The following is a 25668-nucleotide window of genomic DNA, read 5'->3' as shown; positions in this document are numbered from 1 at the left end:
GACGTGAAAGCACCCGACACGCCGGGCGTGCGGGTGCTTTCACGTCTGCTCGCGCAACCTAACTGGGGCTCGATCTCCAGGACGGCGCGCACTGCGGCGCGGAGTTGCTGGCGGGCCGTGTTGCTGCGCAGGCGGTTGCGTCGCAGCAGGATCGCGGTCGGCAGATCGACGATGCACACGGTGATGGCGTCCACCGCGGCCGCGTCCTTGCGGTTCCACACCCGCTGCGCGAGGCGGATCATCAGCTCGATCAACATCGACTCGAGTTTTCTGATCTCCGTATGAAGGTCATCGGGTAGTCCGGGGTCGAGCAGCTCGTCGCGAGGCACTGTCAACAGCAGCCGGCACGAATCCGGGTGCCCCTCGGCGAACGCGGCGGGGATGTCGGCCGCGGCCGCCACGGCCTCGATCGCCGCCGGTCGGCCCGGCGCGGCCAGCGCGGCGTCGACCACCGCCGTCTGCGCCTCCAAGAACCGCCGGCCCGCCCGCAGCCAGGCGTGAGCGAGCACGCCCGCTCGCGAACCGAAGCTGTGGTAGAGCGCGCCGTTGGACACGCCAACTTCCGCACTGATCGCCCGGATGGTCACGGCGGCCGGGCCAGACCTTACCGCCAGCGATTCCACAACATCCAGTACCCGGTCGGTGTCGTGGACGCGGGGGCGAGGCACACGTAGCAGAGTAACAGAGCATCTGCTCTATTACATGGACCGCTGGTGACCGGATTTGATCGGGACGAATTCAGGCGGTGGCCGGGACTACTGGGACTACTTCAGCGGTGGCGATCGCGCCCTCGATACGGCGTTTGCGGCTCCGGACTACGCCGGCAGCGGCCAGGGCCAGGCAGATCGAGGCCGGCACGATCAGGGCATGCCCACCGATGCGGGCCCCGGCCATCAGGCCGGCCACCGCACCGGTCAGGAACAGCAGCAGCGTCGCGCTGAGGATCGCCGCCTTCCATTTGTCGATGCCCTCTTGGCGGCTGCGGCCTAGCATCAACCCGAGGTCGGTGACGGTTCCGGTGAAGTGCGTGGTGCGGACCGGCATGCCGCGGAAACTCGAGGTCAGGCCGTTCTGCAGGCCCAGCGCCGAGGCGGCCAGCAGCGCTTGGACCGCGGTCTCCTCGATGCCCGAGCCCAGGATCAGGGATTTGATGTCCGATTCTTCGATGCCTGCGGCTGCGAGTAGGAGCAACGACGCTTGGATGGCTAACACGGCGGCGTGCCGGGAGCCGATATGAACACGTTTGGAAGCGAGCAGCGCCCCGGCGGTGGCCGCCCCGATCAAAAAGCCCAGGAGAATGGCGAACAACACGTGGCTCTCGTAGCGCCAGGGATGTGCCCGGTCCATGCCGATCTGGGTGGTGATGCCGGTGAGATTGCCGACGGGAACGGCCATGATGAGGATTGCGACCGCGTTTACCCAGCCCGCGTTCAGTGCCAGCAGCGAGCTGTAGCCGAGCATGCGGCCCTGCGAGGACATACCCCGCCTGGGTTCCGAACGCCGCAGCACCATGGCCTCGTCTACTCGCTTCCCCCGCTGAAACTTTCGGCAAGCCTAACAACAACATCACGAATTAAATTTCGGATTTTGGACTTCATAGAAGGCCCATATACGGAGGCTGTCCACATATGAATCCACCCCGGGAACAAAGTGTTGGCCGGCGCCGTTAGGATGATCAGCAAGTTGAGTGATTAACGCTCAAGTCTGGGTTGACAGCAATTGGTTGGCCGGAGCAGTCTTGAGCGGGGTTCACTCAGCATAGTGCAGTAAACAGAAGCTCTAGATATTCAGGAGGCATCACTATGGCTCGTGCGGTCGGCATCGACCTCGGGACCACCAACTCCGTCGTCGCAGTTCTGGAGGGTGGCGACCCCGTCGTCGTCGCCAACTCCGAGGGCTCGAGGACGACTCCATCCGTCGTGGCGTTCGCGCGCAACGGCGAAGTGCTCGTTGGCCAACCAGCTAAGAACCAGGCGGTGACGAACGTCGACCGCACCATCCGATCGGTGAAGCGCCACATGGGCACCGACTGGTCGGTGGACATCGACGACAAGAAGTACACCGCCCCGGAGATCAGCGCCCGGGTCCTGCAGAAGCTCAAGCGGGACGCCGAGGCTTACCTGGGTGAGGACATCACCGACGCGGTGATCACCGTTCCCGCCTACTTCAACGACGCCCAGCGTCAGGCCACCAAGGACGCCGGCCAGATCGCCGGTCTCAACGTCCTGCGCATCGTCAACGAGCCGACCGCGGCCGCGTTGGCCTACGGCCTGGACAAGGGTGAGAAGGAACAGACCATCCTGGTCTTCGACCTCGGCGGCGGTACCTTCGACGTCTCGCTGCTCGAGATCGGTGAGGGCGTGGTCGAGGTGCGTGCCACCAGCGGTGACAACCACCTCGGTGGCGACGACTGGGACGAGCGCGTGGTGCAGTGGCTGGTCGATAAGTTCAAGGGCACCAGCGGCATTGACCTGACCAAGGACAAGATGGCCATGCAGCGGCTGCGCGAGGCGGCCGAGAAGGCCAAGATCGAGTTGTCCTCCTCGGGCAGCACGTCGATCAACCTGCCCTACATCACCGTTGACGCGGACAAGAACCCCCTGTTCCTGGACGAGCAACTCACGCGGGCCGAGTTCCAGAAGATCACGCAGGATCTGCTCGACCGCACCCGTCAGCCGTTCCAGTCGGTGATCAAGGACGCCGGAATCTCGGTGTCCGACATCGACCACGTCGTGCTGGTGGGTGGCTCGACCCGGATGCCCGCGGTGACCGACCTGGTCAAGGAACTCACCGGCGGCAAGGAGCCCAACAAGGGCGTCAACCCCGACGAGGTGGTGGCGGTCGGTGCGGCTCTGCAGGCCGGCGTCCTGAAGGGCGAGGTGAAAGACGTTCTGCTGCTTGACGTTACGCCGCTGAGCCTGGGTATCGAGACCAAGGGTGGCGTGATGACCAAGCTCATCGAGCGCAACACCACCATCCCGACCAAGCGGTCGGAGACCTTCACCACGGCCGACGACAACCAGCCGTCGGTGCAGATCCAGGTCTATCAGGGTGAGCGCGAGATCGCCTCGGCCAACAAGCTGCTGGGCAGCTTCGAGTTGACCGGTATCGCTCCGGCGCCGCGTGGTGTCCCGCAGATCGAGGTCACCTTCGACATCGACGCCAACGGCATCGTGCACGTCACGGCCAAGGACAAGGGCACCGGCAAGGAGAACACGATCCGCATCCAGGAGGGCTCCGGCATCTCCAAGGAAGAGATCGACCGGATGATCAAGGAAGCCGAGGCGCACGCGGACGAAGACCGCAAGCGTCGCGAGGAGGCCGACGTTCGCAACCAAGCCGAGACGCTGGTCTACCAGACGGAGAAGTTCGTCAAAGAACAGCGTGAGGCCGAGGGCGGTTCCAAGGTGCCCGAAGAAACGCTGAGCAAGGTGGAAGCCGCTGTGGCAGAAGCAAAGTCGGCGTTGGGCGGCCAGGACATCGGCGCGATCAAGTCGGCGATGGAGAAGCTCGGCCAGGAGTCGCAGGCGCTGGGGCAGGCGATCTACGAGGCGGCTCAGGCTGATGGCGCCGCCGCCGGCGGTCAGCCCGGTGGGGCCGGTTTCGACCAGGCCGGTTCGGCTGACGACGTCGTGGACGCGGAGGTGGTCGACGACGACCGGGAGTCCAAGTGACCAACGGGAATCAGCAACCAGAAGGCAACCAGCAGGAACCGGTGACCGTCACCGACAAGCGGCGCATCGATCCCGAAACTGGTGAACCCCGTCAGGCTTCTCCCGGCGCTCCGGCGCCGGGAGAGCCGGCCGGGGCCGCGTCGTCGGAAAAGGTCGCAGAGCTGACCGCCGATCTGCAGCGGGTGCAGGCGGATTTCGCCAACTACCGCAAGCGGGCCATGCGTGACCAACAGGCGGCGGCCGACCGGGCCAAGGCCACGGTGGTCAGTCAGTTGCTGGGCGTGCTCGACGATCTGGAACGGGCGCGCAAGCACGGCGACCTGGAGTCGGGGCCGATGAAGGCCGTGGCGGACAAGCTGACCAACACGCTGACCGGGTTGGGGCTCACCGCGTTCGGCGCCGAGGGCGAGGACTTCGACCCGGCGCTACACGAAGCAGTGCAGCACGAGGGTGACGGTGGGCCGGGATCCAAGCCGGTGATCGGAACCGTCATGCGGCAGGGCTACCAGCTCGGTGAACAGGTCCTTCGGCACGCGATGGTCGGCGTCGTGGACACGGTCGCCGACGAGCAGGCGGCAACCGACGCCGCCGGTTCGTCGACCGAACACCCCGACACGAGCGATAACGCCGACGGCTCCGGTGATTAAGGCACAGAATCTACGAGAGGGTGAGGAGGTGACGCGACATGGCTCAGCGTGAATGGGTCGAGAAGGACTTCTATAAGGAGCTGGGCGTCTCCTCTGACGCCAGTGCCAAGGACATCAAGACCGCGTACCGCAAATTGGCGTCCGATCTGCATCCGGACAAGAACCCCAGCGGAGCCGAACGATTCAAAGCGGTCTCCGAGGCCTACAGCGTCCTGTCCGATGAGGCCAAGCGCAAGGAGTACGACGAGACCCGCCGGCTGTTCGCCGGCGGGGGCTTCGGTGGCGGCCGGCGGTTCAACACGGGCGGTTTCGGTGGTTTCGCCGGCGGCGGTGACGGTGCCGAGTTCAATCTGAACGACCTGTTCGACGCCGCCGGGCGATCCGGTGGAGCCAACATCGGCGACCTGTTCGGCGGCTTGTTCGGCCGCGGGAGCACCGCTCGTCCCACCCGGCCCCGGCGCGGCAACGACCTCGAGACCGAGACCGAACTGGATTTCATCGAGGCCGCCAAGGGCGTCGCCATGCCTCTGCGGCTGACCAGCCCGGCGCCGTGCACCAATTGCCACGGCAGCGGTGCACGTCCGGGCACCAGCCCGAAGGTATGTCCGAACTGCAACGGCGCCGGCGTCATCAGCCGCAACCAGGGCGCGTTCGGTTTCTCCGAGCCTTGCACCGAATGCCGGGGCAGTGGCTCGATCATCGAGCACCCATGTGAGGAGTGCGGCGGCAACGGCGCGATTACCCGGACCCGCACCATCAACGTGCGGATTCCCCCGGGTGTGGAGGACGGGCAGCGGATCAGGCTGGCCGGGCAGGGTGAGGCCGGATTGCGCGGTGCCCCATCGGGTGATCTGTATGTGACCGTGCACGTGCGTCCGGACAAGGTATTCGGCCGCGACGGTGACGACCTTACCGTGACCGTGCCGGTCAGCTTCACTGAATTAGCATTGGGCTCAACGCTTTCGGTGCCCACGCTGGACGGCAAGGTGGGTGTGCGGGTGCCGAAGGGCACCGCGGACGGCCGGATCCTGCGGGTGCGTGGACGCGGGGTGCCCAAGCGCAGTGGTGGTAGCGGCGACCTACTCGTCACCGTCAAGGTGGCGGTGCCGCCGAACCTGGAGGGTGCCGCCCAGGAGGCGCTGGAGGCCTACGCGGCGGCCGAGCGGGCCAGCGGGTTCGACCCGCGAGCGGGATGGGCAGGTAATCGCTGATGGCTATGCACTCGAAGAAGAAAGAGGAGTCGCGGACGTTCCTGATCTCGGTGGCCGCCGAGCTGGCCGGCATGCACGCGCAGACGTTGCGCACCTACGACCGGCTCGGCCTCGTCAGTCCACAACGCACGCCCGGAGGCGGGCGTCGCTACTCCGAGCACGATGTGGACCTGTTGCGCGAGGTGCAGCGTCTCTCTCAGGACGAAGGCGTCAACCTCGCCGGCATCAAGCGCATCATCGAGTTGACCAATCAGGTTGAAGCGTTGCAGTCCAGGCTCAAGGAGATGGCGGAAGAGATTGCGGTGCTGCGTGCCAACCAGCGCCGCGAGATCGCGGTGGTGCCCAAGAGCCGGGCGCTGGTCGTGTGGCAGCCGCGCAACCCGCGTTAACCTGCCGGCGCGAAAACCTCGTATTAGTGCGTTAATATCCGAATCCTGCTCGTCCCGGCATTCCGCAGCATCACTCACCCGAAGAGGTGTTCCTTGGAGTTCCTTGTTGCTGCACCGGAGTTCGTTACCGCTGCCGCCAACGACCTGGCGCACCTCGGTTCCAATCTGACCGCGGCCAACGCGGCGGCTTTGGCTCCCACTTCACAAGTTCTGGCCGCAGGTGCGGACGAGGTGTCGGAAGCGATTGCCGCGTTGTTCGGCGCGCACGGGCAGGCCTACCAGGCGCTCAGCGACCAGGCGCAACGCTTTCAACAGCAGTTCGTGCAGTTGATGAACGCGGGCGCGGACGCGTACGCCCACGCCGAGGCCGCGAACGCATCGCCGTTGGAAGCTGTTCAGCAACAGGTGTTGCGCGCGATCAATGCGCCGACCCAGTTGCTCTTGGGCCGCCCGTTGATCGGCGACGGAGCGGCCGGTGGAACGGTCAACGGGGTAGGTCAGGCAGGCGGCGCGGGCGGGATCCTGTACGGCAACGGCGGCGCCGGTGGCGCAAGCACGCTCACTGGGGTGGCGGGTGGCAACGGTGGCGTCGGAGGCCTGATCGGGAACGGTGGCGCGGGCGGCAGAGGCGGTTTCGGCGGAGCCGGCGGTGCAGGCGGGAACGCCGGGCTCTTCGGTATCGGCGGCTCAGGGGGTGCTGGTGGTGATCCGGTGGCGTCCGTTGCCGGTGGCGAGGGCGGTGCCGGGGGTATGGGTGGATACATCTTCGGCGCCGGCGGCGCGGGTGGAGCAGGCGGTAGCAGCGGCAGTTTCACCAGCACCAATGGAGGTGCCGGCGGTCGCGGCGGCAGTGCGGGACTGATCGGCAGCGGCGGTATCGGGGGAACCGGGGGCGCGGGCTATGTCCCCAGCGGCGTCCATAGCGGCGGTGCCGGGGGCGGCGGCGGTAACGGCGGTCTGCTGTTCGGTGACGGCGGGAGTGGCGGCGGGGGTGGCGACGCCGGACACAACGGCTCCGGTGGAGACGGTGGTGCGGGCGGGAAAGCCGCGCTGATCGGCGCCGGGGGTGCCGGGGGCGCCGGCGGTGTTGGCAGCTCGAATCGGCCGGGGGGAGCGGGTGGCCACGGCGGGGATGCGTGGCTGATCGGTAACGGCGGGCACGGCGGCAGTGGTGGTGGCGGCGTGTTGCCCGGTCCTGCCGGTGCAGGAGGCGCTGCCGGGATACTGTTCGGCGTGGCGGGTTGATCGAGCGGTCAGACGCGGATCGAGAACTGCGCGAAGGCAGGCTCACCCGGCTGTGCTGAGCGGAAGCCGCCGCGGCGCAGCGCATCGGTAGGGGCGGCCATCGGCTCGAAGCACACCAAATCCTCGCCCGGCGGTGCGAAGATTTGCGCGGCGCTGTAGCCGCGTTCGAAATGCACTTCCAGCCGGCGGTCGCCGCCGGACACGGCGAACACCGCGCCCTGGTCAACCTGGTCGTATGCATCGTCAAAGCTTTTGTCGCCCAACGCTTCCCGGGTAGCCGGCCACGGGCTCGTCGCACCGGTCGGCAGACCCTTGTCGTCGAGCGCCAGGTGCCGCAGCGGCGGCGTCTCGATGATCCACTCGCCGCGGGCCACACCCGGCAACTGCAGATAGGGATGAAAGCCGAAGCACAGCGGCACGGCCCGATCGCCGGTGGGGGTCACCGTGGTCCGTACCGTCAGCGTCCGGTCGGCCAATCGGACGGTGACGTGCAGGACGTGCGGATACGGGAAGCTGGCCAGCAGTCGCGGGTCGGCACCGAAGTCCACCTCGGCGCTCAATTCGTTGGCCGACTCGATGGTCACCTGCCAGTCGGGATAGGCGGCCAGGGTGCCGTGGATCGGCAATCCATTCGGGTCGGCGCGCACCCTGTTCTCGCCCGGTGTCACCATGACGGTGACGTTCTCGGCGGTATAGGTGTTGTCTCCCAAGCGATTTGCCCATGGGTACAGGATGGGAATGCCCATGGTCTTGCCGGCCGAGAGGTAGGCGTCCAGTCCGCGTCGTTGGCCGAGCAACTCCACACCGTCGTCGCTGAGCGACGTGCCGATCATGCCCGCGTCGGGCACGAATTGCGTCGTCACCGGGGACGCGGGGTCGCGCAGCGTGACGACGTGCACCGGCTCAGCCTAACGTGACAGCGGGTCGTGCTGAATGCGTTCGGGCGGCGCGCCTTTGGCCACCAGCGCTGCCTTGGTCGCGCGGATCATGTCTGGCCCGCCGGCGATCAGGATCTGCCGGTCGCCCCAGCCGCCGTACCGGGTCACCACCTCCAGGAGCCGGCCGGTCTGGCGCACGTGCAGCCCGCGCGGTGGCGACGGGTCGGGATACTCGGCGGCCCAGGGCGGATCGCCGTTGTACTCCGAGACCGGCGTCACCGACAGCCAAGGATTGTGCGCGGCGACCTGCCACAGCGTGCGCAGGTCATACAGTTCGCAGCGATAGCGCGCGCCGAAGAACAAGTGCACCCGCGGGTTCTCGGCGAAGCGGCTCAGGTCCATGATCAGCGCGCGCAATGGAGCCAGCCCGGTGCTCCCGGCGACCATCAGCACGTCACTGCCGTTGCGGTCGACCCGCAGGCCGCCGTGCGGACCGGACAGCCGCCACCGATCGCCCGGCCGGGTCTCGCCGACGATCGCGTTGCTGACCAGCCCGCCGGGCACCACCCGGACGTGGAACTCGATGCCGCCGGCGGGGTCGGCGGGGATGGCGGGGCTGAGGTATCGCCAGCGACGCGGGCACTGCGGGATCTGCACGTTGAGGTATTGGCCGGGGTGGTGGTGCAGCGGCCGATCCAGATGCAACCGGACGACCGCGAGATCCCGTGACACTCGAGAGTGTTCGATGACGGTGCCGTCCCACCACGCCGGTTCGTCCTCGGAGTCCGCCGCGCCGCTCATAACCCCGGCGAACAGATTGAGCGACTGGTCGGCCGCTTGTTGCACGGGAGCAGTCCAGGCGCCGCCCAGGTGTGAGCCCAGCGCCGAGTAGAGCGCGTCGCGCAGTGTCTGGTAGTGGCCGGGCGCCACGCCGTACTTGCGGTGGTCGCGGCCGAGCTGGGCAAGGAAGGCCACTGGGGCGTCGGCGCGCTGGGCGACCAATTCGCCGTAGAGCCAATGCATCGCATGCGCGAAAGCGGCCCGCTGGCTGTCCATCTCGGGTGGAAACAGGTCACGCACCGACGTGTCGAGGGCGAACCAGTGTGTGTAGAAGCGCCGGACGAGTTCGTTGGAGCCGGTCGACGGGTCGGGGGCAAAGGCGTCCCGCAACACCTGCAGTGCGTCTCGGTCGTCCAGGCCCACGTACGCCGATTCTAGGGGTGCGGCCAACCGGCGCGAGCAGACGCGAATGCCCCTTTTTTCGCGGCGTGTCGGGGACTTTTACGTCTGCTCGCCGAATTGGTTAGACTTGAGCGGAACAGACTCAACCTTGACTGCGTTGTAATACGCGACAAGCATTTTTCTAGACGTACCCCGAACGGAGGTGTCGTGGACTCTTTCAACCCGACCACCAAGACGCAGGCGGCCCTGACGTCGGCGCTACAGGCTGCCTCGGCGGCCGGTAACCCCGAGATCAGGCCCGCTCATCTGCTGTTGGCGCTGCTGACGCAGAACGACGGGATCGCTGCACCGCTGCTGGAGGCTGTCGGTGTCGAGCCCGCCACCGTTCGCGCCGAGGCGCAGCGCGTGCTGGACCGTTTGCCGCAGATCAGCGGTTCCAGCTCACAACCCCAACTGTCCCGCGAATCGCTGGCGGCCATCACGACCGCGCAGCAGCTGGCCACCGAGATGGACGACGAGTACGTCTCGACCGAGCACCTGATGGTCGGGTTGGCCACCGGCGACTCCGACGTCGCCAAGCTGCTGACCGGCCACGGCGCCTCACCGCAGGCGTTGCGGGAAGCGTTCGTCAAGGTGCGCGGCAGCGCGCGTGTGACCAGCGCCGACCCCGAAGCCACCTACCAGGCGCTGGAGAAGTACTCCACCGACCTGACCGCCCGCGCCCGCGACGGCAAACTCGACCCGGTTATCGGACGGGACAACGAGATTCGCCGCGTGGTGCAGGTGCTGTCTCGTCGTACCAAGAACAACCCGGTATTGATCGGTGAACCCGGCGTCGGCAAGACCGCCATCGTCGAGGGCCTGGCGCAACGCATCGTGGCCGGCGACGTCCCCGAGAGTCTGCGCGACAAGACCGTCGTTGCCCTGGACCTCGGATCCATGGTGGCCGGCGCGAAGTACCGCGGCGAGTTCGAGGAACGGCTCAAGGCGGTGCTCGACGACATCAAAAACTCGGCGGGCCAGATAATCACGTTCATCGATGAGTTGCACACCATCGTGGGCGCCGGCGCGACCGGCGAGGGCGCGATGGACGCCGGCAACATGATCAAGCCGATGCTGGCCCGCGGCGAGCTCCGCCTGGTCGGTGCCACCACGCTCGACGAGTACCGCAAGTACATCGAGAAGGACGCGGCGCTGGAGCGTCGCTTCCAGCAGGTGTTCGTCGGTGAGCCGTCGGTGGAGGACACCGTCGGCATCCTGCGCGGGCTCAAGGACCGCTATGAGGTGCACCACGGGGTACGGATCACCGACTCCGCGCTGGTCGCCGCGGCGACGCTGTCCGACCGCTACATCACCGCACGCTTCCTGCCGGACAAGGCCATCGACCTGGTCGACGAGGCCGCCAGCCGGTTGAAGATGGAGATCGACTCCCGCCCCGTCGAGATCGACGAGGTCGAGCGGCTGGTGCGGCGGCTCGAGATCGAAGAGATGGCGCTGGCCAAAGAGGAGGACGCGGCCTCGAAGGAACGCCTCGAGAAGCTGCGCGCCGAGTTGGCCGACCAGAAGGAGAAGCTGGCGGAACTGACGACACGCTGGCAGAACGAGAAGAACGCCATCGACATCGTCCGCGAGCTCAAGGAACAGCTCGAGGTGCTGCGCGGGGAGTCCGACCGCGCCGAACGCGACGGCGACCTGGCCAAGGCCGCAGAACTGCGCTACGGCCGCATCCCGGAAGTCGAGAAGAAACTTGACGCCGCGCTCCCCCAAGCCGAGGCCCGCGAGAACGTCATGCTCAAGGAAGAGGTCGGCCCCGACGACATCGCCGATGTGGTGTCGGCCTGGACCGGCATCCCCGCCGGTCGGCTACTGGAAGGCGAGACCGCCAAGCTGCTGCGCATGGAGGACGAGCTGGGCAAGCGCGTCATCGGCCAGAAGAAGGCGGTGGCCGCGGTGTCCGATGCCGTGCGGCGCGCGCGGGCCGGGGTGGCCGACCCGAACCGGCCGACTGGTTCGTTCATGTTCCTCGGTCCCACCGGCGTGGGTAAGACGGAGTTGGCGAAGGCGTTGGCGGACTTCCTGTTCGACGACGAGCGCGCCATGGTCCGGATCGACATGAGCGAATACGGCGAGAAGCACTCGGTGGCCCGGCTCGTCGGTGCCCCGCCCGGCTACATCGGTTACGACCAGGGCGGCCAGCTCACCGAGGCGGTGCGGCGCAGGCCGTACACCGTGATCCTGTTCGACGAGGTCGAGAAGGCGCACCCGGACGTGTTCGACGTGCTGCTGCAGGTGCTCGACGAGGGCCGGTTGACCGATGGCCAGGGCCGCACGGTCGACTTCCGCAATACCATCCTGATCCTGACGTCCAACCTTGGGTCGGGCGGCGACGAGGACATGGTGATGGCGGCGGTGCGCGCGGCGTTCAAGCCGGAGTTCATCAACCGGCTCGACGACGTGATCATCTTCGCCGGCCTCGAACCCGGCGAGCTGGTGCAGATCGTCGACATCCAGCTTGCGCAACTGCAGAAGCGGCTCGCGCAGCGTCGCCTCACGCTTGAGGTGTCGCTGCCCGCCAAGCAGTGGCTGGCCCAGCGCGGCTTCGACCCGATCTACGGTGCTCGTCCGCTGCGCCGGTTGGTGCAGCAGGCAATCGGCGACCAGCTGGCCAAGATGCTGCTGGCCGGTGACGTGCACGACGGCGACATCGTGCCGGTCAATGTCAGCGCCGACGGCGACTCGCTGGTGCTCGGCTAACCCCCGCGAAAAGACGCAAAAGCGCCCCAAAACAACCGTTTTGGGGCGCTTTTGCGTCTGCTCGCCACCTAACCGAGCTCGAATTCCCGGGTCTGGGCACCGGCGTCGATGATGGCCTGGAGCCGTTCTCGGGCCACCGGCTGGGCGAGCGCCTCGCGAAACAGCTGATCCTCGATGCGCAGGCCGGTCGGCAAATCGTTGGACAACGCGGCGTCGACCGCGCGCTTGGCTGCCGCGATGGCGCTCTGCGGGGCCGAAGCGATGCGCGCGGCCAGTTTGTCGACGAACCGCCGCAACTTGTCGGGCGGCAGCGCGCGGTCGACGTACCCCCAGGCCTCGGCGGTGGCAGCGTCGATATCCCGGCAGCCCAGAATCACCTCCAAAGCACGCCCGCGGCCGACCAGCCGCGGCAGCCGCTGGGTGCCGCCCCCGCCGGGGATGATCCCCATCGCCACCTCGGGCTGGCCGAAGACCGCCTTCCCCAGAGCCGCGTAGCGCATGTCGAACGCCATCGCCCACTCGCTGCCGCCGCCCCGGCAAATCCCTTCGATGACCGCGATCGTCGCCTTCGGCAGGGCCCGGAACTCCTCCATTACGGCGTGGAAGTAGCTGAGCTCGTCGTGCAGCCCGGAGTCGTCGGTGGGTAGGTCGAGGATCATGCCGACGTCCGCGTGCGCAATGAAGAACTCCGGGTCGGCCGAGTCGACGACCAGCACGCGGACGTCGTCGTCGGCCGCCACCTCCCGGGTAAGGCGCACGATCTCGTCCGCGAACCGCAGATCGAGCAGGTTGAGCGGCGGATTGTCGATCGTCGCGCGGCAGATACCGCTGCTTACCGAGACGCGCATCAGTCGGTAGCTGTCGAAACTCATGACCGAAAACCCTACGCGGACGTTCGTGCGGGTATTCGGTCCTGTGATTCGGTTGTGACCTGCTCGGATTCTTCGTTCGGTACCGACTACAGATACTCTGTTGGGGATGGTCCCGCTCTGGTTCACGCTCTCCGCACTGTGCTTCGTCGGTGCGGCGGTGTTGCTGTACGTCGACATCGATCGGCGGCGCGGGCGCAGCAGGCGCCGCAGGTCCTGGGCCAGGTCGCACGGCTTCGATTACGAGCGCGAATCGACCGACATCCTGCACCGCTGGAAGCGTGGCGTGATGTCCACCGTCGGGGATGTGCCGGCCCACAACGTCGTGCTGGGCCAGATCCGCGGCGAGGCCGTGTACATCTTCGACCTCGAGGAAGTCGCCACGGTGATCGCCCTGCACCGCAAGGTCGGCACCAACGTGGTGGTGGACCTGCGGCTCAAGGGCCTCAAAGAGCCGCGCGAGAGCGACATCTGGCTGCTGGGGGCGATCGGGCCCCGCATGGTGTACTCCACCAACCTCGACGCGGCCCGCCGTGCCTGCGACCGGCGGATGGTCACCTTCGCGCACACCGCACCGGACTGCGCCGAGATCATGTGGAACGAGCAGAACTGGACGCTGGTCGCGATGCCGATCGCCAGCACCCGGGCGCAATGGGACGAGGGGCTGCGCACGGTGCGCCAGTTCAACGATCTGCTGCGGGTGTTGCCGCCGCTGCCGGCGGAGACCCCGGAGGACGAGAGTGAGGGCGAGAGCCGCCGCAGTGCTGCCCCCGGTCGTCCGTTGGCGTCGGCCGCACGTGCGGAGTTGCCGCAGCGCCGCACTCAAGCTGACCCGGCCGCCGGCGTCATGCCGGATCCGGCCCGCCGTGCCGCCGAGCCGATCCGCCGGGAGCCGCGAGCGGGCCGCAACGGCCATCAGGCCAGCAACTACCAGCACTGAGAGCACATGCCCCGACCCGTTGCGCTGATCACTGGGCCGACGTCCGGCATTGGTGCCGGATATGCACGCCGTTATGCCCGCGACGGCTACGACCTCGTTCTGGTCGCCCGCGACGTCGGACGCCTCGAGCAGCTGGCCGGTGAACTACAGTCCGAGGCCGGCGACATCGAGCTGCTGCCTGCGGACCTGGCCGAGGCCGCCGGCCGCGACAAAGTGTCGGAACGACTCGCCGACGGGGTGCGGGTCCTGGTCAACAACGCCGGCTTCGGCACCTCCGGCGACTTCTGGGAAGCCGACCCCGCGCAGCTGCAGAAGCAACTCGACGTCAACGTCACCGCCGTCATGCATCTGACCCGTGCCGCGCTGCCGGCCATGCTCGATGCCCGCGCGGGCACCGTCATCAACATCGCCAGTGTTGCCGGGTTGCTGCCCGGCCGCGGCTCGACATATTCGGCCTCCAAAGCGTGGGTCATCTCGTTCAGCGAGGGCCTGGCCAACGGGTTGCAGGGCACCGGTGTCGGCGTGCACGCGGTGTGCCCCGGGTACGTTCGCACCGAGTTCCACAGCCGCGCCGGGCTCGACATGGCCCAGGTGCCGTCGTTCATGTGGCTGGAAGTGGACGACGTGGTCAGCGAGAGCCTGTCCGATATCGCGGACGGCAAGGTGATCAGCATCCCGAGCGCGCAGTACAAGTTCCTCGTCGCCACGGGTCGGGCGATGCCGCGCCGCCTGACCCGGTTGGCCACCAAGCGATTCGGCAGCGGTCGTGGCCGAACCTGATCGGCAGGCCCGCACCGAACTGGCCGAGCTGGTGCGGCGGCTTTCCGTGGTGCACGGGCGGGTCACGTTGTCGTCGGGCAAGGAGGCCGACTACTACGTCGACCTGCGCCGCGCCACCCTCCACCATCGGGCCTCGGCCCTGATCGGTCGGCTGATGCGGGAGATCACCGCCGACTGGGATTACGCGCTCGTCGGCGGCCTGACACTGGGCGCTGACCCGGTGGCGACCGCGATCATGCATGCGCCCGGTCGGCCGATCGACGCCTTCGTCGTCCGCAAATCGGTGAAAACCCATGGACTGCAGCGGCTTATCGAAGGTTCCGACGTTGCCGGTCAGCGGGTGCTGGTGGTCGAGGACACCAGCACCACCGGCGGTTCCGCGCTGACGGCGGTGCGCGCCGTGCGCGACGCCGGGGGCGAGGTCATCGGCGTGGCCACCGTCGTGGACCGGGCCACCGGCGCCGCCGAGGCAATCGAAGGCGAGGGCGTTCCGTACCGCAGCGTGCTGGGCCTGGCCGATCTGGGGTTGGGCTAGGCCGCCGACGGTGCGATCCCTCGTTGCGCTCGTCCTGGCTCTCGCCTGCCTGGTGGGCTGCTCGGGCTCCAACGGTCCCGCCCGGATCTTCGGCGCGTCCAGCGCGCGCGTCGGCGAATCCCAGGCGGTGCTCGGCTGGAACATCTCGGTGACGAACTTCCGGTGGACGGAAGACTACGTACTGGTCGACGTCGACGCTGCCCCGACCGATCCTGCCAAGCCGCACGCCAAGCCCGAAGACATCCGGTTCGGGCTGTACGGCGCGCTGTCGCACCCGATGGAGTTCAACGGGCTGAACAGCTGCAACGACGCGGTGACCAAGACCCCGCAAGTGCGCACACCGCTGACCGCACCGCCCAACCGGCTCACCGGCACGGTCTGTCTCGGCCCGCTCAAGGAGCGCAGCGTGGTCCGGGGCATCTACGCGTACTCGCCCAACGAGCGGATCCCTGACACCGCGGCCGCCTACGCGGCGGCCTTCCCAGTGGGCCTGTTGCCGACCAACGTCAACGACACCGGCCTGGTCGTCAAGAGCACCAGCGTGTCGGCCTGGCGCGCCGACGGCAAGCCGATCACCAACGCTCAGTTGGGCGATCCGGCGGCCTTCAACGGCAACGGCTACATGCTGCTGGCCTTGGAGGCCGGCGCGGTGGGGGCGCGCTATCGCGAGGACTCCGCCCGCCGGGGCGGGCCCATGATGTTGCTGGCCGCCCCGACGCTGCCCGGGCGCGGGCTCAATCCGGCGTGCGCGGCCTATGGCGCCTCGGTATTGATCCTGCCCGACGAATCGCGGGACTCGGTTCAGGTCAACGCGTCGCTGTGCACACAGGGCGAGGTCAATCAGGCGGTGTTGTACGCGACGATCGCGATCGTCGGCACCCATGCCGCGGTCTGGCTCTCCCGGTGAGTGAACCCGGGCCCACCGAATGGGGCGCCCCGGTCACGGGTGTCGGGCCCTGGCCCGGTGACCCGCCCGACGATCCGCGCTATGACCCAAATCTGCTGCGCGACGGGGATACTCGCAACGTCGTCGACGCCTACCGGTACTGGACCCGCGAGGCAATCGTGGCCGACATCGACCGGCGCCGGCACCCCCTGCACATCGCGATCGAGAACTTCGGGCACGACGCCAATATCGGCTCGGTGGTGCGCACCGCCAACGCCTTCGCCGTGGACACCGTCCATATCGTCGGCCGGCGCCGGTGGAATCGCCGCGGCGCCATGGTCACCGACCGCTATCAACGACTGCGGCACCACGCCGGCGCCGACGAACTGATGATCTTCGCCGCCGCCGCCGGACTGACGGTGGTTGCGGTCGACAACGTCCCCGGTGCCGTTCGGCTGGAACAGGTTTCGTTGCCCCGGAACTGCCTGTTGGTGTTCGGGCAGGAGGGACCCGGCATCACCGTCGAAACGCGCACCGGCGCGGCGATGACGGTGTCGATCGCCCAATTCGGATCGACGCGCAGCATCAACGCCGGTGTGGCAGCGGGGATTGCGATGCACGCCTGGATACGGCAGCACGCCGATCTCGACCAGGCCTGGTGATGGCTAACTCCACAACGTGACGTGAATCTTGGGCCGAAACCGGGTCACCCCAACGCCACTGCCCCGAATCATCGCCTGGATGCACCTCGGTGTGGTGATGAAACGGACCAGCTCCGATACCGCGGGCTGACGGGCCGAGGGCGCCAGCGTCGCCGCGCACCACTCGCCGGACTTGTCCAGTCCCGGCCCGACGACGTGCGACAACCGGCCCGCGGCAAGGTCTTTGGCGACGGCGAAGCCGATGGTCAGGGTCGCGCCGCCGACGCGCTGCACCTCCTCCAAAGCTGCGGCGTCGCTCTGAAAGATCCGTTGCTGTGACTCCGGAATCGCCAAATCGCGCAGCATGTTCGCGATCTCGCCGTCCACGCTGCCCGCCGACGGTCCCAGCATCCACTGCTGGCTGCGGATCAGCGCAGGCGTCGGACTACCCGTCGCCAGTGGGCTGTTCGGCGCGACCACGGTGATCAACTGGTACTTCAGGAACGGTCGCACAAAGATCGATCCGTCTGAGCCGAAAGAACTTTCACTGGCCGGCCCGATCGCGATGTCGACCGCACGCGAACAGATCAGGTCACGGAATTGGCTCGTCGGGTGAACGCTCAACTCCACCGAAAGGTCGTCGGCCCGGGAGGAGAAGAGTTCGATCAGTCCCGGCGCCGCGTGTTCGGCGAAGGTGCTCGACGCGGCGATGCGTAACAGCCGGCGGCCGTGGGCGGCCTCGGTGACCTCGATTGCCGTTTGCTGTTGCAGGCCCAGGATTTCCACCGCCCGGCTCGCCAGCCGCAAGCCGCCCGGGGTGAACGCCAGCCCGGCGCCGGTCCGGGTGAACAACGGATCGTCCAGTTCCTTGCGCAGCGCGGCGACGTGCATGGAGATGCCGGCATCGGAGACGCCCAGCTCCGCGGCGGCCGCTCGTACCGAGCCCAGACGTACCACGGCCGCGTAGGCCCGAAGCTGAGCCGGGGTCATGGGGCCAGCCTACTTTCAGCCGTGGTGTGCCGAGGCATACCGTTACACACGTGCGTGATGTGCTCGGCGAGTTGATGTCGATCTGGCGCGCCGGCGAAACCGCCGGGCTCGGCACCGTGGTCCGCACGATGCATTCGGCGCCACGGCCGCCCGGCGCCGTGATGGTGGTGGCGCCGGACGGGTCGGTGAGCGGTTCGGTCTCCGGTGGCTGCGTGGAAGGCGCCGTGTACGAGCTCGCCACCGACGTGATACGGACTGGCGTGCCGCGCCTGGAGCGCTACGGCGTCAGTGATGGCGCCGAACTAGACGGCAGCTTCGAGGTGGGTCTCACCTGTGGCGGCATCATCGACGTCTTCGTCGAGGCCGTGTCGCAAACCTCTTATCCCGAACTCGCCTCGGTAGCCGAGGACATCGCCGCGCACCGGCCGGTAGCCGTCGCCACCGTGGTCGCTCATCGTGATGCGGGCCGGGTCGGACGCCGACTGGTGGTGCGCGCGGACAGCCATGCCGGCACGTTGGGTTCGGCGCGCGCGGACGCGGCGGTCGTCGACGACGCCCGGGGGCTGCTGGCGCTGGGCCGCAGCGAAATCCTGGATTACGGGCCCGACGGGCAGCGCCGCGGCGAGGGCATGGAGATCTTCGTGTCCAGCTACGCGCCGCGCGCCCGGATGCTGGTGTTCGGCGCCATCGACTTCGCCGCCGCGCTGGCTCGCCAGGGATCCTTCCTCGGTTATCGCGTCACCGTCTGCGACGCCCGGGCGGTGTTCGCCACGCCGGCGCGCTTCCCGACCGCCGACGAGGTGGTCGTCGATTGGCCGCACCGCTATCTGGCCACACAGGCGAGCGCGGGTGCCGTCGACCGGCGCACCGTGGTCTGCGTGCTCACCCACGACCCCAAGTTCGACGTGCCCCTGTTGGAGGTCGCGCTGCGCCTCGATCTCGGCTACGTCGGCGCCATGGGATCCCGCCGAACACACCTCGACCGGCTGGACCGCCTGCGAGCGGCGGGCCTGACCGACGTCGAGCTGGCCCGGCTGTCCAGTCCGATCGGGCTCGATTTGGGCGCGCGGACTCCGGAGGAGACGGCGGTGTCGATCGCCGCAGACATCATCGCGCGCCGGTGGGGCGGCGGGGGGCGGCCGCTGGCCGAGGTCACCGGCCGCATCCACCGTGACATGCGGGGTGACATGCAAGTCAGCCCTTAGTTAAAGGATCGCTTAACTCGTCATTGACGCGCCTGGGGCGGGGGCTGACACTTTCGGCATGCAAGTACCTGGCCCCTTCGAATACGAGCGTGCCACCAGCGTGGACCACGCCATCGGACTACTGGACCGGTTGGGAGAGGGGGCGCGCGTCGTCGCCGGCGGACACAGCCTGCTGCCGATGATGAAGCTGCGTATCGCCAACCCCGAATACCTGGTCGACATCAATGACCTGGCGCCCGAACTGGGGTATGTGATCACCGACCCGACGTTGGTGCGCATCGGTGCGATGACCCGTCATCGGGAGATCCTCGAGTCCGACACGCTGGCGGCGGTGTGCCCGATCTTCCGCGACGCCGAACGGGTGATCGCCGACCCGGTGGTGCGCAACCGCGGCACCCTGGGCGGGTCGCTGTGCCAGGCCGATCCGGCCGAGGACCTGTCCACCGTGTGCGAGGTGCTGGATGCGACCTGCCTGGTGCGCGGACCGTCGGGGGAACGGGAGATCCCGATCGATGACTTCCTGGTGGGGCCGTACGAGACAGCCACCGCACCCAACGAGATCCTGATCGAAGCGCGGATCCCGCTGCGGCACAACACATCGAGTGCCTATGCCAAGGTGGAGCGCCGGGTGGGTGACTGGGCCGTCGCTGCGGCCGGAGCATGCGTCACGCTCGACGGAGACTCGATCGTCGCCGTCCGGATCGGGTTGACGGCGGTCAACGCCGACCGGAACGGCTTGTCTGAGTTGTCCGACTCGATCGCCGGCCGGCCGGCCACCGAGGAGACCTTCGCCGAGGCCGGCCGGCTGGCCGGGCAGGCCTGCGAGCCGGTGTCCGACATCCGCGGTACGGCCGAGTACAAGCGGCACCTCGCCTCGGAACTGACCATCCGAACCATGCGCAAGTCCGTCGAGCGGGTGCGCAACATTCCTGCGCCGGAGGGGAACTGACCATGCAGGTAACCATGACCGTCAACGGCGAACCCGTCACCGCCGACGTCGAGCCCCGGATGCTGCTGGTGCACTTCCTGCGGGATCAGTTGCGGCTCACCGGCACCCACTGGGGATGCGACACCAGCAACTGCGGAACCTGCGTCGTTGACGTCGACGGCGTCCCAGTGAAGTCCTGCACGATGCTGGCGGTGATGGCGTCCGGGCACAGCGTGCGGACCGTCGAGGGACTGGCTTCGGCGGACGGATCGCTCGACCCCGTGCAGGAAGGGTTCATGCGCTGCCACGGCCTGCAATGTGGCTTCTGCACACCGGGAATGATGATCACCGCCCGCGCCCTGCTGGACCGCGACCCCGACCCCGACGAGGAGACCATCCGGGAAGCGATCTCCGGGCAGATCTGCCGCTGCACCGGTTACACGACCATCGTGCGTTCCATTCAATGGGCCGCAAAGAACTCTCAAGCGGAGGCCCCGACGTCATGACCACCTTCAAAGACGAGGCGTCCCGTCCCCCGTCACCGGAAGACACCGCGGACAACGACCAGAAGCCCTGCGGTTACGGGCGGATGCTGCGCAAGGAGGACCCGCGGTTCATCCGGGGCCGCGGCCGTTACGTCGACGACATCGCGCTGCCGGGCATGCTGCACCTGGCGATCCTGCGTTCGCCCTACGCGCACGCGAACATCGTCAGCGTCGATGTCACTGCAGCGCAAGCGCATCCGAAGGTCAAGCTGGTGGTGACCGGCGCCGCGCTGGCCGAGAAGGGCCTGGCCTGGATGCCGACATTGTCCAACGACGTGCAGGCCGTGCTGGCTACGGACCGGGTGCGCTTCCAGGGACAGGAAGTGGCCTTCGTCGTCGCCGAGGACCGCTACTCGGCTCGCGACGCGCTGGAGCTGATCGACGTCGAGTACGACCCGCTGGATCCGGTCGTCGATGCTCGCAAGGCGTTGGACCCGTCCGCGCCGGTGATCCGCACCGACCTCGACGGCAAGACCGACAACCACTGCTTCGACTGGGAGACCGGTGACGCGGCCGCCACCGACGCGGTGTTCGCCAAGGCCGACGTGGTGGTCAAACAGGAGATCGTCTACCCGCGGGTGCACCCGGCCCCGATGGAAACCTGCGGCGCGGTAGCCGATTTGGACCCGGTCACCGGAAAGCTGACGTTGTGGTCCACCACCCAGGCGCCGCACGCGCACCGCACGCTCTACGCCCTGGTCGCCGGCCTGCCCGAGCACAAGATCCAGGTGATCTCGCCCGACATCGGCGGCGGCTTCGGCAACAAGGTGCCCATCTATCCCGGCTACGTCTGCGCCATCGTGGGCTCACTGCTGCTGGGCAAGCCGGTGAAGTGGATGGAGGACCGCAGCGAGAACCTGACCTCCACCGGCTTCGCGCGTGACTACATCATGGTGGGCGAGATCGCCGCGACCGCCGAGGGAAAGATCCTGGCAATCCGGTCCAATGTGCTGGCCGACCACGGCGCGTTCAACGGCACCGCCGCTCCGGTGAAGTACCCGGCCGGTTTCTTCGGCGTGTTCACCGGCAGCTACGACCTCGAGGCGGCCTACTGCCATATGACCGCGGTGTACACCAACAAGGCGCCCGGTGGGGTGGCCTACGCGTGCTCCTTCCGGATCACCGAGGCGGTCTACTTCGTGGAGCGACTCGTGGACTGCCTGGCCCACGAGCTGAAGCTGGACCCCGCCGAGCTGAGGCTGCGAAACCTGTTGAAGCCGGACCAGTTCCCGTACCGGAGCAAGACCGGCTGGACGTATGACTCCGGCGACTACGAGACCACCATGCGCAAGGCGATGGACATGATCGGCTACGAGGCTCTGCGCGCCGAACAGGCCGCAAAACGAGAGCGCGGCGAGCTGATGGGCATCGGTATGGCCTTCTTCACCGAGGCGGTGGGCGCAGGGCCGCGCAAGGACATGGACATCCTCGGTCTGGGCATGGCCGACGGCTGTGAGCTTCGTGTGCACCCCACCGGCAAAGCCGTTGTGCGGCTGTCGGTTCAAACGCAAGGCCAGGGCCACGAGACGACATTCGCCCAGATCGTCGCCGAGGAACTGGGCATCCCGCCCGACGACATCGACGTCGTGCACGGTGACACCGATCAGACGCCGTTCGGGCTGGGCACCTACGGTAGCCGGTCCACCCCGGTCTCTGGCGCCGCCGCGGCTCTGGTGGCGCGCAAGGTGCGGGACAAGGCCAAGATCATCGCGTCCGGCATGCTCGAGGTGTCGGTGGCCGACTTGGATTGGGAGAAGGGCAAATTCCATGTCAAGGGCGACCCGTCGGCGGCCGTCACCATCCAGGACATCGCGATGCGTGCGCACGGCGCCGGGGATCTCCCCGAGGGTCTCGAGGGCGGTCTCGATGCCCAGGTCTGCTACAACCCGGAGAATTTGACCTACCCGTACGGCGCGTATTTCTGTGTGGTGGACGTCGATCCGGGGACTGGCGTGGTGAAGGTGCGGCGATTCCTGGCCGTCGACGACTGCGGCACCCGCATCAACCCGATGATCATCGAGGGCCAGGTGCACGGCGGCATCGTCGACGGAATCGGGATGGCGCTGATGGAAATGATCGCCTTCGACGAGGACGGCAACTGCCTGGGCGGTTCGCTGATGGACTACCTGATCCCCACCGCGCAGGAGGTGCCGCATCTGGAGACCGGTTTCACCGTAACGCCGTCGCCGCATCATCCGATCGGCGCCAAGGGAATCGGCGAATCGGCGACGGTGGGTTCCCCGCCGGCTGTGGTCAACGCGGTGATCGATGCGCTGGCACCGTACGGTGTGCGGCACGCCGACATGCCGCTGACACCGTCGCGGGTATGGGAGGCCATGCAGGGCCGGGCCAGGCCGCCGATCTGAGCAACCTCATCATGACCATCAGCGAACGGGCTCAACAACTCCACGCCGCGCGCACACCTTTCGTCCGCGCGACGGTGGTGCGCGCCGAGCAGCCCACCTCGGCGTCACCGGGTGACGAGGCGATCCTGTTGGCAGACGGCACGATTGAGGGCTTCGTCGGCGGCCAGTGCGCCCAGAACTCCGTTCGCAAAGCGGCGCTGGGTGTCCTGCAGGCCGGGGAAAGCGTGCTGTTACGGGTGCTGCCCGACGGAGACGTACATTTCCCGGAGGCGCCCGGCGCCTGTGTGGTGGTCAATCCATGCCTGTCCGGTGGATCACTGGAGATCTTTTTGACCCCGCAACTGCCGGCCCCGCTGGTCCGCATTTACGGCGCCACACCGATCGCCGACGCACTGATCCAGATCTGTGGCGTGCTCGGCTATGACGGGCGCCGGGACGACGGCGGCGACATCACCCGGGATGACACCAGCGCGGTCGTCATCGCCAGCCACGGTGGCCCGGAGGCCGAAATCATCCGCGCCGCACTGGATAACGACGTCCCCTACATTGGACTGGTGGCCAGCAGGGTGCGCGGTGCTTCCATCCTGTCCTCGCTGGACCTCTCCGAATCCGAACGTGCCCGCGTGCACTGTCCGGTCGGCCTGGCCATCGGCGCCAAGACACCGACGGAGATCGCGGTGGCGATCGCCGCGGAGCTCATCGCCTCCCTCCGCGACGGCACCCTCGCCGGGCCCGCCCGGGCCGCCGGCGCCACCCGGGAAGCGGTCGACCCGGTGTGTGGCATGACCGTGGTCGTCGGACCCGGCACCGAACATTTGCAGCTGGCCGGCACGGATTACTGGTTCTGTTGCTCGGGATGCCTCGGCGCGTTCGCCGACCGGAACGGCGCATGACCGTCCCGCGTGTCACCGGTATCGTCCTGGCCGCTGGCGGCTCCCGTCGGCTGGGCAGCCCGAAACAACTACTGCCGTACCGGAATACCACGCTGCTCGGTGCGACGCTGGATGTCGCGCGAGCGGTGGGATTCGACCAGCTGATCGTCACCCTGGGCGGCGCCGCGCAGCAGGTGCGCGATCGGGTGCCGCTGGACGGTGCCGAGGTGGCGACCGTGGCGGACTTCGGCAGCGGGTGCTCGGCATCGCTGCGAGTAGCGCTGCAGCGGGTCAACCCGCAAGCGGCCGGCATCGTGTTGATGCTGGGTGATCAGCCCCGGGTGGACCCGGTGACGGTGCGGGAGGTGATCGGCCGGGGGCCGGACGCCGACGTGCTGGTGTGCCGGTACTCCGACGGCATCGGACACCCATTCTGGTTCAGCCGCAACGTGTTCAACGAGTTATCCCGGTTGCACGGCGACAAGGGAGTCTGGAAGCTGATCGAGTCGGGCCGGTACCCGGTCGGGGAACTGGCGGCGGCCGGGCCCGTCCCGCTGGACGTGGACACCTGGGACGACTACCGGCGACTGCTGGCGGCGGTGCCGTCATGACCCTCACCGGCCCCGACGAGGTGATCCGGCTCTTCGACGCCCAGGACTATCTGCTGGACACCGGGACCGCGTCGGCGATCTTCCTGGCTGTGACGCTCGGCAGGCCGCTGCTGCTGGAGGGTGAACCCGGCGTCGGCAAGACTACCGCGGCCAAAGCGCTTGCCGCCGTGCTTAATACCAGCCTGGTGCGGCTGCAGTGCTACGAGGGACTGACCGCCAGCGAGGCGCTCTACGACTGGAACTATCAACGTCAGCTGCTCTCCATCCGGCTTGCCGAGGCGCGCGGCACCGGGATCGCCGAAGGCGACCTGTACACCGAGGCTTACCTGCTGGATCGGCCCATCCTGCAGTGTGTTCGGCACCGTGGATCCAGACCGCCGGTACTGTTGATCGACGAAATCGACCGTGCCGATGACGAATTCGAGGCGCTGCTGCTGGAGTTCCTCGGCGAAGCCACGGTCACCGTCCCCGAGTTGGGCACCTTCGTCGCCGAGCGGCCGCCGATCGCGGTGCTCACCTCGAATCGCAGCCGCGACCTGCACGACGCACTGCGACGGCGCTGCCTGTATCACTGGATCGACTACCCGGAGCCGGCGCGGGCGGCCGCGATCGTGCGGCGCACCGTGCCCGGGGCCACCGCACCGCTGATCGAACACGCCACCCAATTCGTCAGTGCCGCCAGAGAACTCGATCTGGACAAGCCGCCAGGAGTGGCCGAGACCATCGACTGGGTCGCCGCCCTGGTGACGCTCGGCGTGGCTGACCTGGTGGATCCGGCCGCACTGGCCAGCCTCGGCGCGCTCGCCAAGACCCCCGACGACCGTACTCTGATCAGCGACGCACTGGTCGAATACAGCCCCACCTGAGAGGACAAGGATGAAGATCGCCAACCAGTTCACCGTCAGCGCACCGATCGAGCAAGCCTGGGACGTGCTGTGCGACCTGGAAAGGGTGATTCCGCTGATGCCCGGCGCCCAGTTCACCGGTCACGAGGGTGAGGAGTACCTGGGCAAGGTCAAGGTGAAGGTCGGCCCGGTCACCAGCGAGTTCAGCGGCAAGGTGCATTTCGTCGAGCAGGACCAGAGCCAGTACCGCGCGGTCTTCGATGCCAAGGGCAAGGAGGCCCGCGGCACCGGCAACGCGGCGGCCACCGTCACCGCCCAACTGCAGGAGGCCGGGGAGCACACCAACGTCACCGTCGACACCGATCTGAAGATCGTGGGCAAGCTCGCCCAGTTCGGCAGCGGCATGTTGCAGCAGGTCTCCGAGAAGTTGTTGGGCCAGTTCGTCGAGTCACTCGAAGCCGAACTGGCAGCCCAGAATTCACCGGCCACGCCCACCGAAGAACCCGCAGCCGCAGCGCCTTCGGTGCAGACACCGACCGCTCCTCCCAAGGAGCCTGAGGCGATCGATTTGCTGGAACTCGCCGGCGGCGACCAGATCAAAAAGTACGGCGCCGCGGCGCTGGCCGTGCTGACCGTGCTCGCCTTGCTGTGGGTGTTGCGCCGACGCCGCTGAGC

23 protein-coding genes and 2 pseudogenes are annotated in these 25668 nt (G+C 67.7%); 19 read left to right on the top strand and 6 right to left on the bottom strand.

Translation table 11 applies throughout. The features are described 5' to 3' along the window. Both A5645_RS01895 and A5645_RS01890 read right to left on the bottom strand, forming a co-directional pair. On the bottom strand, positions 1-668 hold a 668-nt coding region (locus A5645_RS01895; RefSeq protein WP_081288107.1), incomplete at its 3' end, for a TetR/AcrR family transcriptional regulator. Between the two features lie 70 nt (positions 669-738). Next, positions 739-1512: a YoaK family protein gene (locus A5645_RS01890; RefSeq protein ID WP_081288105.1), complete on the bottom strand. Its 774-nt coding sequence runs from the start codon at positions 1510-1512 to the stop codon at positions 739-741. A gap of 290 nt (positions 1513-1802) precedes the next feature. Here A5645_RS01890 and dnaK point away from each other — a divergent pair, with 290 nt between their 5' ends. The 5 genes and pseudogenes from dnaK to A5645_RS01865 all read left to right on the top strand — a co-directional run. Beyond that, complete coding sequence (dnaK, locus tag A5645_RS01885; protein ID WP_065036097.1) at positions 1803-3674, top strand: molecular chaperone DnaK; 1872 nt, start codon at positions 1803-1805, stop codon at positions 3672-3674. Further along, complete coding sequence (gene grpE, locus A5645_RS01880; RefSeq protein WP_065128310.1) at positions 3671-4321, top strand: nucleotide exchange factor GrpE; 651 nt, start codon at positions 3671-3673, stop codon at positions 4319-4321. Before dnaK ends, grpE begins: the two co-directional genes overlap by 4 nt. 38 nt (positions 4322-4359) lie before the next feature. Beyond that, on the top strand, positions 4360-5532 hold the full coding sequence (dnaJ, locus tag A5645_RS01875) for a molecular chaperone DnaJ (RefSeq protein ID WP_065128309.1): 1173 nt from the start codon (positions 4360-4362) through the stop codon (positions 5530-5532). A gap of 5 nt (positions 5533-5537) precedes the next feature. Continuing rightward, positions 5538-5921 carry a heat shock protein transcriptional repressor HspR gene (locus A5645_RS01870; protein ID WP_155767807.1) on the top strand — a complete coding sequence of 128 codons (384 nt, stop codon included), beginning with the start codon at positions 5538-5540 and terminating at the stop codon, positions 5919-5921. Between the two features lie 93 nt (positions 5922-6014). Continuing rightward, a pseudogene (locus tag A5645_RS01865) lies at positions 6015-7163 on the top strand (PE family protein); the annotation flags it as partial. Positions 7164-7174: 11 nt separating this feature from the next. On the opposite strand, the gene A5645_RS01860 reads toward A5645_RS01865, so the two are convergent. Together A5645_RS01860 and A5645_RS01855 are read right to left on the bottom strand one after the other, a co-directional pair. Continuing rightward, positions 7175-8065 (bottom strand): aldose 1-epimerase, encoded by an 891-nt coding sequence (locus A5645_RS01860; RefSeq protein WP_065128307.1) that lies wholly within the window; start codon positions 8063-8065, stop codon positions 7175-7177. A gap of 9 nt (positions 8066-8074) precedes the next feature. Then, positions 8075-9247 (bottom strand): FAD-binding oxidoreductase, encoded by a 1173-nt coding sequence (locus tag A5645_RS01855; protein WP_065128306.1) that lies wholly within the window; start codon positions 9245-9247, stop codon positions 8075-8077. Positions 9248-9433: 186 nt separating this feature from the next. Between A5645_RS01855 and clpB the strand changes: the two genes are divergently transcribed. Continuing rightward, positions 9434-11980: an ATP-dependent chaperone ClpB gene (gene clpB, locus A5645_RS01850; RefSeq protein ID WP_065035906.1), complete on the top strand. Its 2547-nt coding sequence runs from the start codon at positions 9434-9436 to the stop codon at positions 11978-11980. A 68-nt stretch (positions 11981-12048) separates the two neighbouring features. On the opposite strand, the gene A5645_RS01845 is transcribed toward clpB, so the two are convergent. Then, positions 12049-12852: an enoyl-CoA hydratase/isomerase family protein gene (locus A5645_RS01845; RefSeq protein ID WP_065128305.1), complete on the bottom strand. Its 804-nt coding sequence runs from the start codon at positions 12850-12852 to the stop codon at positions 12049-12051. A 106-nt stretch (positions 12853-12958) separates the two neighbouring features. Here A5645_RS01845 and ttfA point away from each other — a divergent pair, with 106 nt between their 5' ends. The 5 genes from ttfA to A5645_RS01820 are packed head-to-tail and all read left to right on the top strand — an operon-like array spanning position 12959 to position 16652. Next, a complete protein-coding gene (gene ttfA, locus A5645_RS01840) occupies positions 12959-13789 on the top strand; it encodes a trehalose monomycolate transport factor TtfA (RefSeq protein ID WP_065035904.1) in 831 nt (276 codons plus the stop codon). Positions 13790-13795: 6 nt separating this feature from the next. Then, positions 13796-14569, top strand: coding sequence for an SDR family NAD(P)-dependent oxidoreductase (locus A5645_RS01835; RefSeq protein WP_065035903.1), 774 nt, complete (start codon positions 13796-13798; stop codon positions 14567-14569). Continuing rightward, the gene (pyrE, locus tag A5645_RS01830; RefSeq protein WP_065128304.1) at positions 14556-15104 is read left to right on the top strand and encodes an orotate phosphoribosyltransferase; all 549 of its coding nucleotides are present in this window, start codon (positions 14556-14558) and stop codon (positions 15102-15104) included. The genes A5645_RS01835 and pyrE overlap by 14 nt, the downstream gene beginning before the upstream one ends. 10 nt (positions 15105-15114) lie before the next feature. Beyond that, a complete protein-coding gene (locus A5645_RS01825; RefSeq protein ID WP_065035901.1) occupies positions 15115-16011 on the top strand; it encodes a hypothetical protein in 897 nt (298 codons plus the stop codon). Further along, positions 16008-16652, top strand: a complete 645-nt coding sequence (locus A5645_RS01820) for a TrmH family RNA methyltransferase (RefSeq protein ID WP_065035900.1) — start codon at positions 16008-16010, stop codon at positions 16650-16652. Before A5645_RS01825 ends, A5645_RS01820 begins: the two co-directional genes overlap by 4 nt. 3 nt (positions 16653-16655) lie before the next feature. Here the strand turns inward: A5645_RS01820 and A5645_RS01815 are convergent, their stop codons facing one another. Continuing rightward, positions 16656-17621 (bottom strand): LysR family transcriptional regulator, encoded by a 966-nt coding sequence (locus A5645_RS01815; RefSeq protein ID WP_065035899.1) that lies wholly within the window; start codon positions 17619-17621, stop codon positions 16656-16658. 50 nt (positions 17622-17671) lie between these two features. Here A5645_RS01815 and A5645_RS01810 point away from each other — a divergent pair, with 50 nt between their 5' ends. The 8 genes and pseudogenes from A5645_RS01810 to A5645_RS01775 all read left to right on the top strand — a co-directional run bounded on the left by A5645_RS01810 (position 17672) and on the right by A5645_RS01775 (position 25666). Next, positions 17672-18826, top strand: coding sequence for an XdhC family protein (locus A5645_RS01810; RefSeq protein ID WP_172830441.1), 1155 nt, complete (start codon positions 17672-17674; stop codon positions 18824-18826). Positions 18827-18884: 58 nt separating this feature from the next. Then, on the top strand, positions 18885-19775 hold the full coding sequence (locus tag A5645_RS01805; protein ID WP_065035898.1) for an FAD binding domain-containing protein: 891 nt from the start codon (positions 18885-18887) through the stop codon (positions 19773-19775). A 2-nt stretch (positions 19776-19777) separates the two neighbouring features. After that, a complete protein-coding gene (locus tag A5645_RS01800) occupies positions 19778-20260 on the top strand; it encodes a (2Fe-2S)-binding protein (RefSeq protein WP_065128303.1) in 483 nt (160 codons plus the stop codon). Further along, on the top strand, positions 20257-22665 hold the full coding sequence (locus tag A5645_RS01795) for an aerobic carbon-monoxide dehydrogenase large subunit (protein WP_065128302.1): 2409 nt from the start codon (positions 20257-20259) through the stop codon (positions 22663-22665). Before A5645_RS01800 ends, A5645_RS01795 begins: the two co-directional genes overlap by 4 nt. 11 nt (positions 22666-22676) lie before the next feature. Continuing rightward, a pseudogene (locus A5645_RS01790) lies at positions 22677-23384 on the top strand (XdhC family protein); the annotation flags it as partial. A gap of 170 nt (positions 23385-23554) precedes the next feature. Beyond that, complete coding sequence (locus A5645_RS01785; protein ID WP_065128301.1) at positions 23555-24148, top strand: nucleotidyltransferase family protein; 594 nt, start codon at positions 23555-23557, stop codon at positions 24146-24148. Continuing rightward, positions 24145-25014, top strand: coding sequence for an AAA family ATPase (locus tag A5645_RS01780; protein ID WP_065128300.1), 870 nt, complete (start codon positions 24145-24147; stop codon positions 25012-25014). Before A5645_RS01785 ends, A5645_RS01780 begins: the two co-directional genes overlap by 4 nt. A 10-nt stretch (positions 25015-25024) precedes the next feature. After that, positions 25025-25666, top strand: coding sequence for an SRPBCC family protein (locus A5645_RS01775; RefSeq protein WP_065128299.1), 642 nt, complete (start codon positions 25025-25027; stop codon positions 25664-25666). The last annotated feature ends 2 nt before the right edge of the window (positions 25667-25668 follow it).

This window comes from Mycobacterium asiaticum (assembly GCF_001673635.1).
Classification (GTDB): domain Bacteria; phylum Actinomycetota; class Actinomycetes; order Mycobacteriales; family Mycobacteriaceae; genus Mycobacterium; species Mycobacterium asiaticum_C.
Note: the sequence above shows the minus strand (reverse complement) of the source record. Positions and strands in the feature narration are given on the sequence as shown.

What these genes read in the sequence shown, in the direction of transcription:
- A5645_RS01835 (WP_065035903.1), top strand. Translation starts at nt 13,796, where the DNA reads ATGCCCCGACCCGTTGCGCTGATCACTGGGCCGACGTCCGGCATTGGT.
- A5645_RS01800 (WP_065128303.1), top strand. Translation starts at nt 19,778, where the DNA reads ATGCAGGTAACCATGACCGTCAACGGCGAACCCGTCACCGCCGACGTC.
- A5645_RS01870 (WP_155767807.1), top strand. Translation starts at nt 5,538, where the DNA reads ATGCACTCGAAGAAGAAAGAGGAGTCGCGGACGTTCCTGATCTCGGTG.
- A5645_RS01780 (WP_065128300.1), top strand. Translation starts at nt 24,145, where the DNA reads ATGACCCTCACCGGCCCCGACGAGGTGATCCGGCTCTTCGACGCCCAG.
- A5645_RS01890 (WP_081288105.1), bottom strand. Translation starts at nt 1,512, where the DNA reads ATGGTGCTGCGGCGTTCGGAACCCAGGCGGGGTATGTCCTCGCAGGGC.
- A5645_RS01795 (WP_065128302.1), top strand. Translation starts at nt 20,257, where the DNA reads ATGACCACCTTCAAAGACGAGGCGTCCCGTCCCCCGTCACCGGAAGAC.
- ttfA (WP_065035904.1), top strand. Translation starts at nt 12,959, where the DNA reads ATGGTCCCGCTCTGGTTCACGCTCTCCGCACTGTGCTTCGTCGGTGCG.
- dnaK (WP_065036097.1), top strand. Translation starts at nt 1,803, where the DNA reads ATGGCTCGTGCGGTCGGCATCGACCTCGGGACCACCAACTCCGTCGTC.
- A5645_RS01845 (WP_065128305.1), bottom strand. Translation starts at nt 12,852, where the DNA reads ATGAGTTTCGACAGCTACCGACTGATGCGCGTCTCGGTAAGCAGCGGT.
- A5645_RS01805 (WP_065035898.1), top strand. Translation starts at nt 18,885, where the DNA reads ATGCAAGTACCTGGCCCCTTCGAATACGAGCGTGCCACCAGCGTGGAC.
- A5645_RS01815 (WP_065035899.1), bottom strand. Translation starts at nt 17,621, where the DNA reads ATGACCCCGGCTCAGCTTCGGGCCTACGCGGCCGTGGTACGTCTGGGC.
- A5645_RS01775 (WP_065128299.1), top strand. Translation starts at nt 25,025, where the DNA reads ATGAAGATCGCCAACCAGTTCACCGTCAGCGCACCGATCGAGCAAGCC.
- A5645_RS01785 (WP_065128301.1), top strand. Translation starts at nt 23,555, where the DNA reads ATGACCGTCCCGCGTGTCACCGGTATCGTCCTGGCCGCTGGCGGCTCC.
- dnaJ (WP_065128309.1), top strand. Translation starts at nt 4,360, where the DNA reads ATGGCTCAGCGTGAATGGGTCGAGAAGGACTTCTATAAGGAGCTGGGC.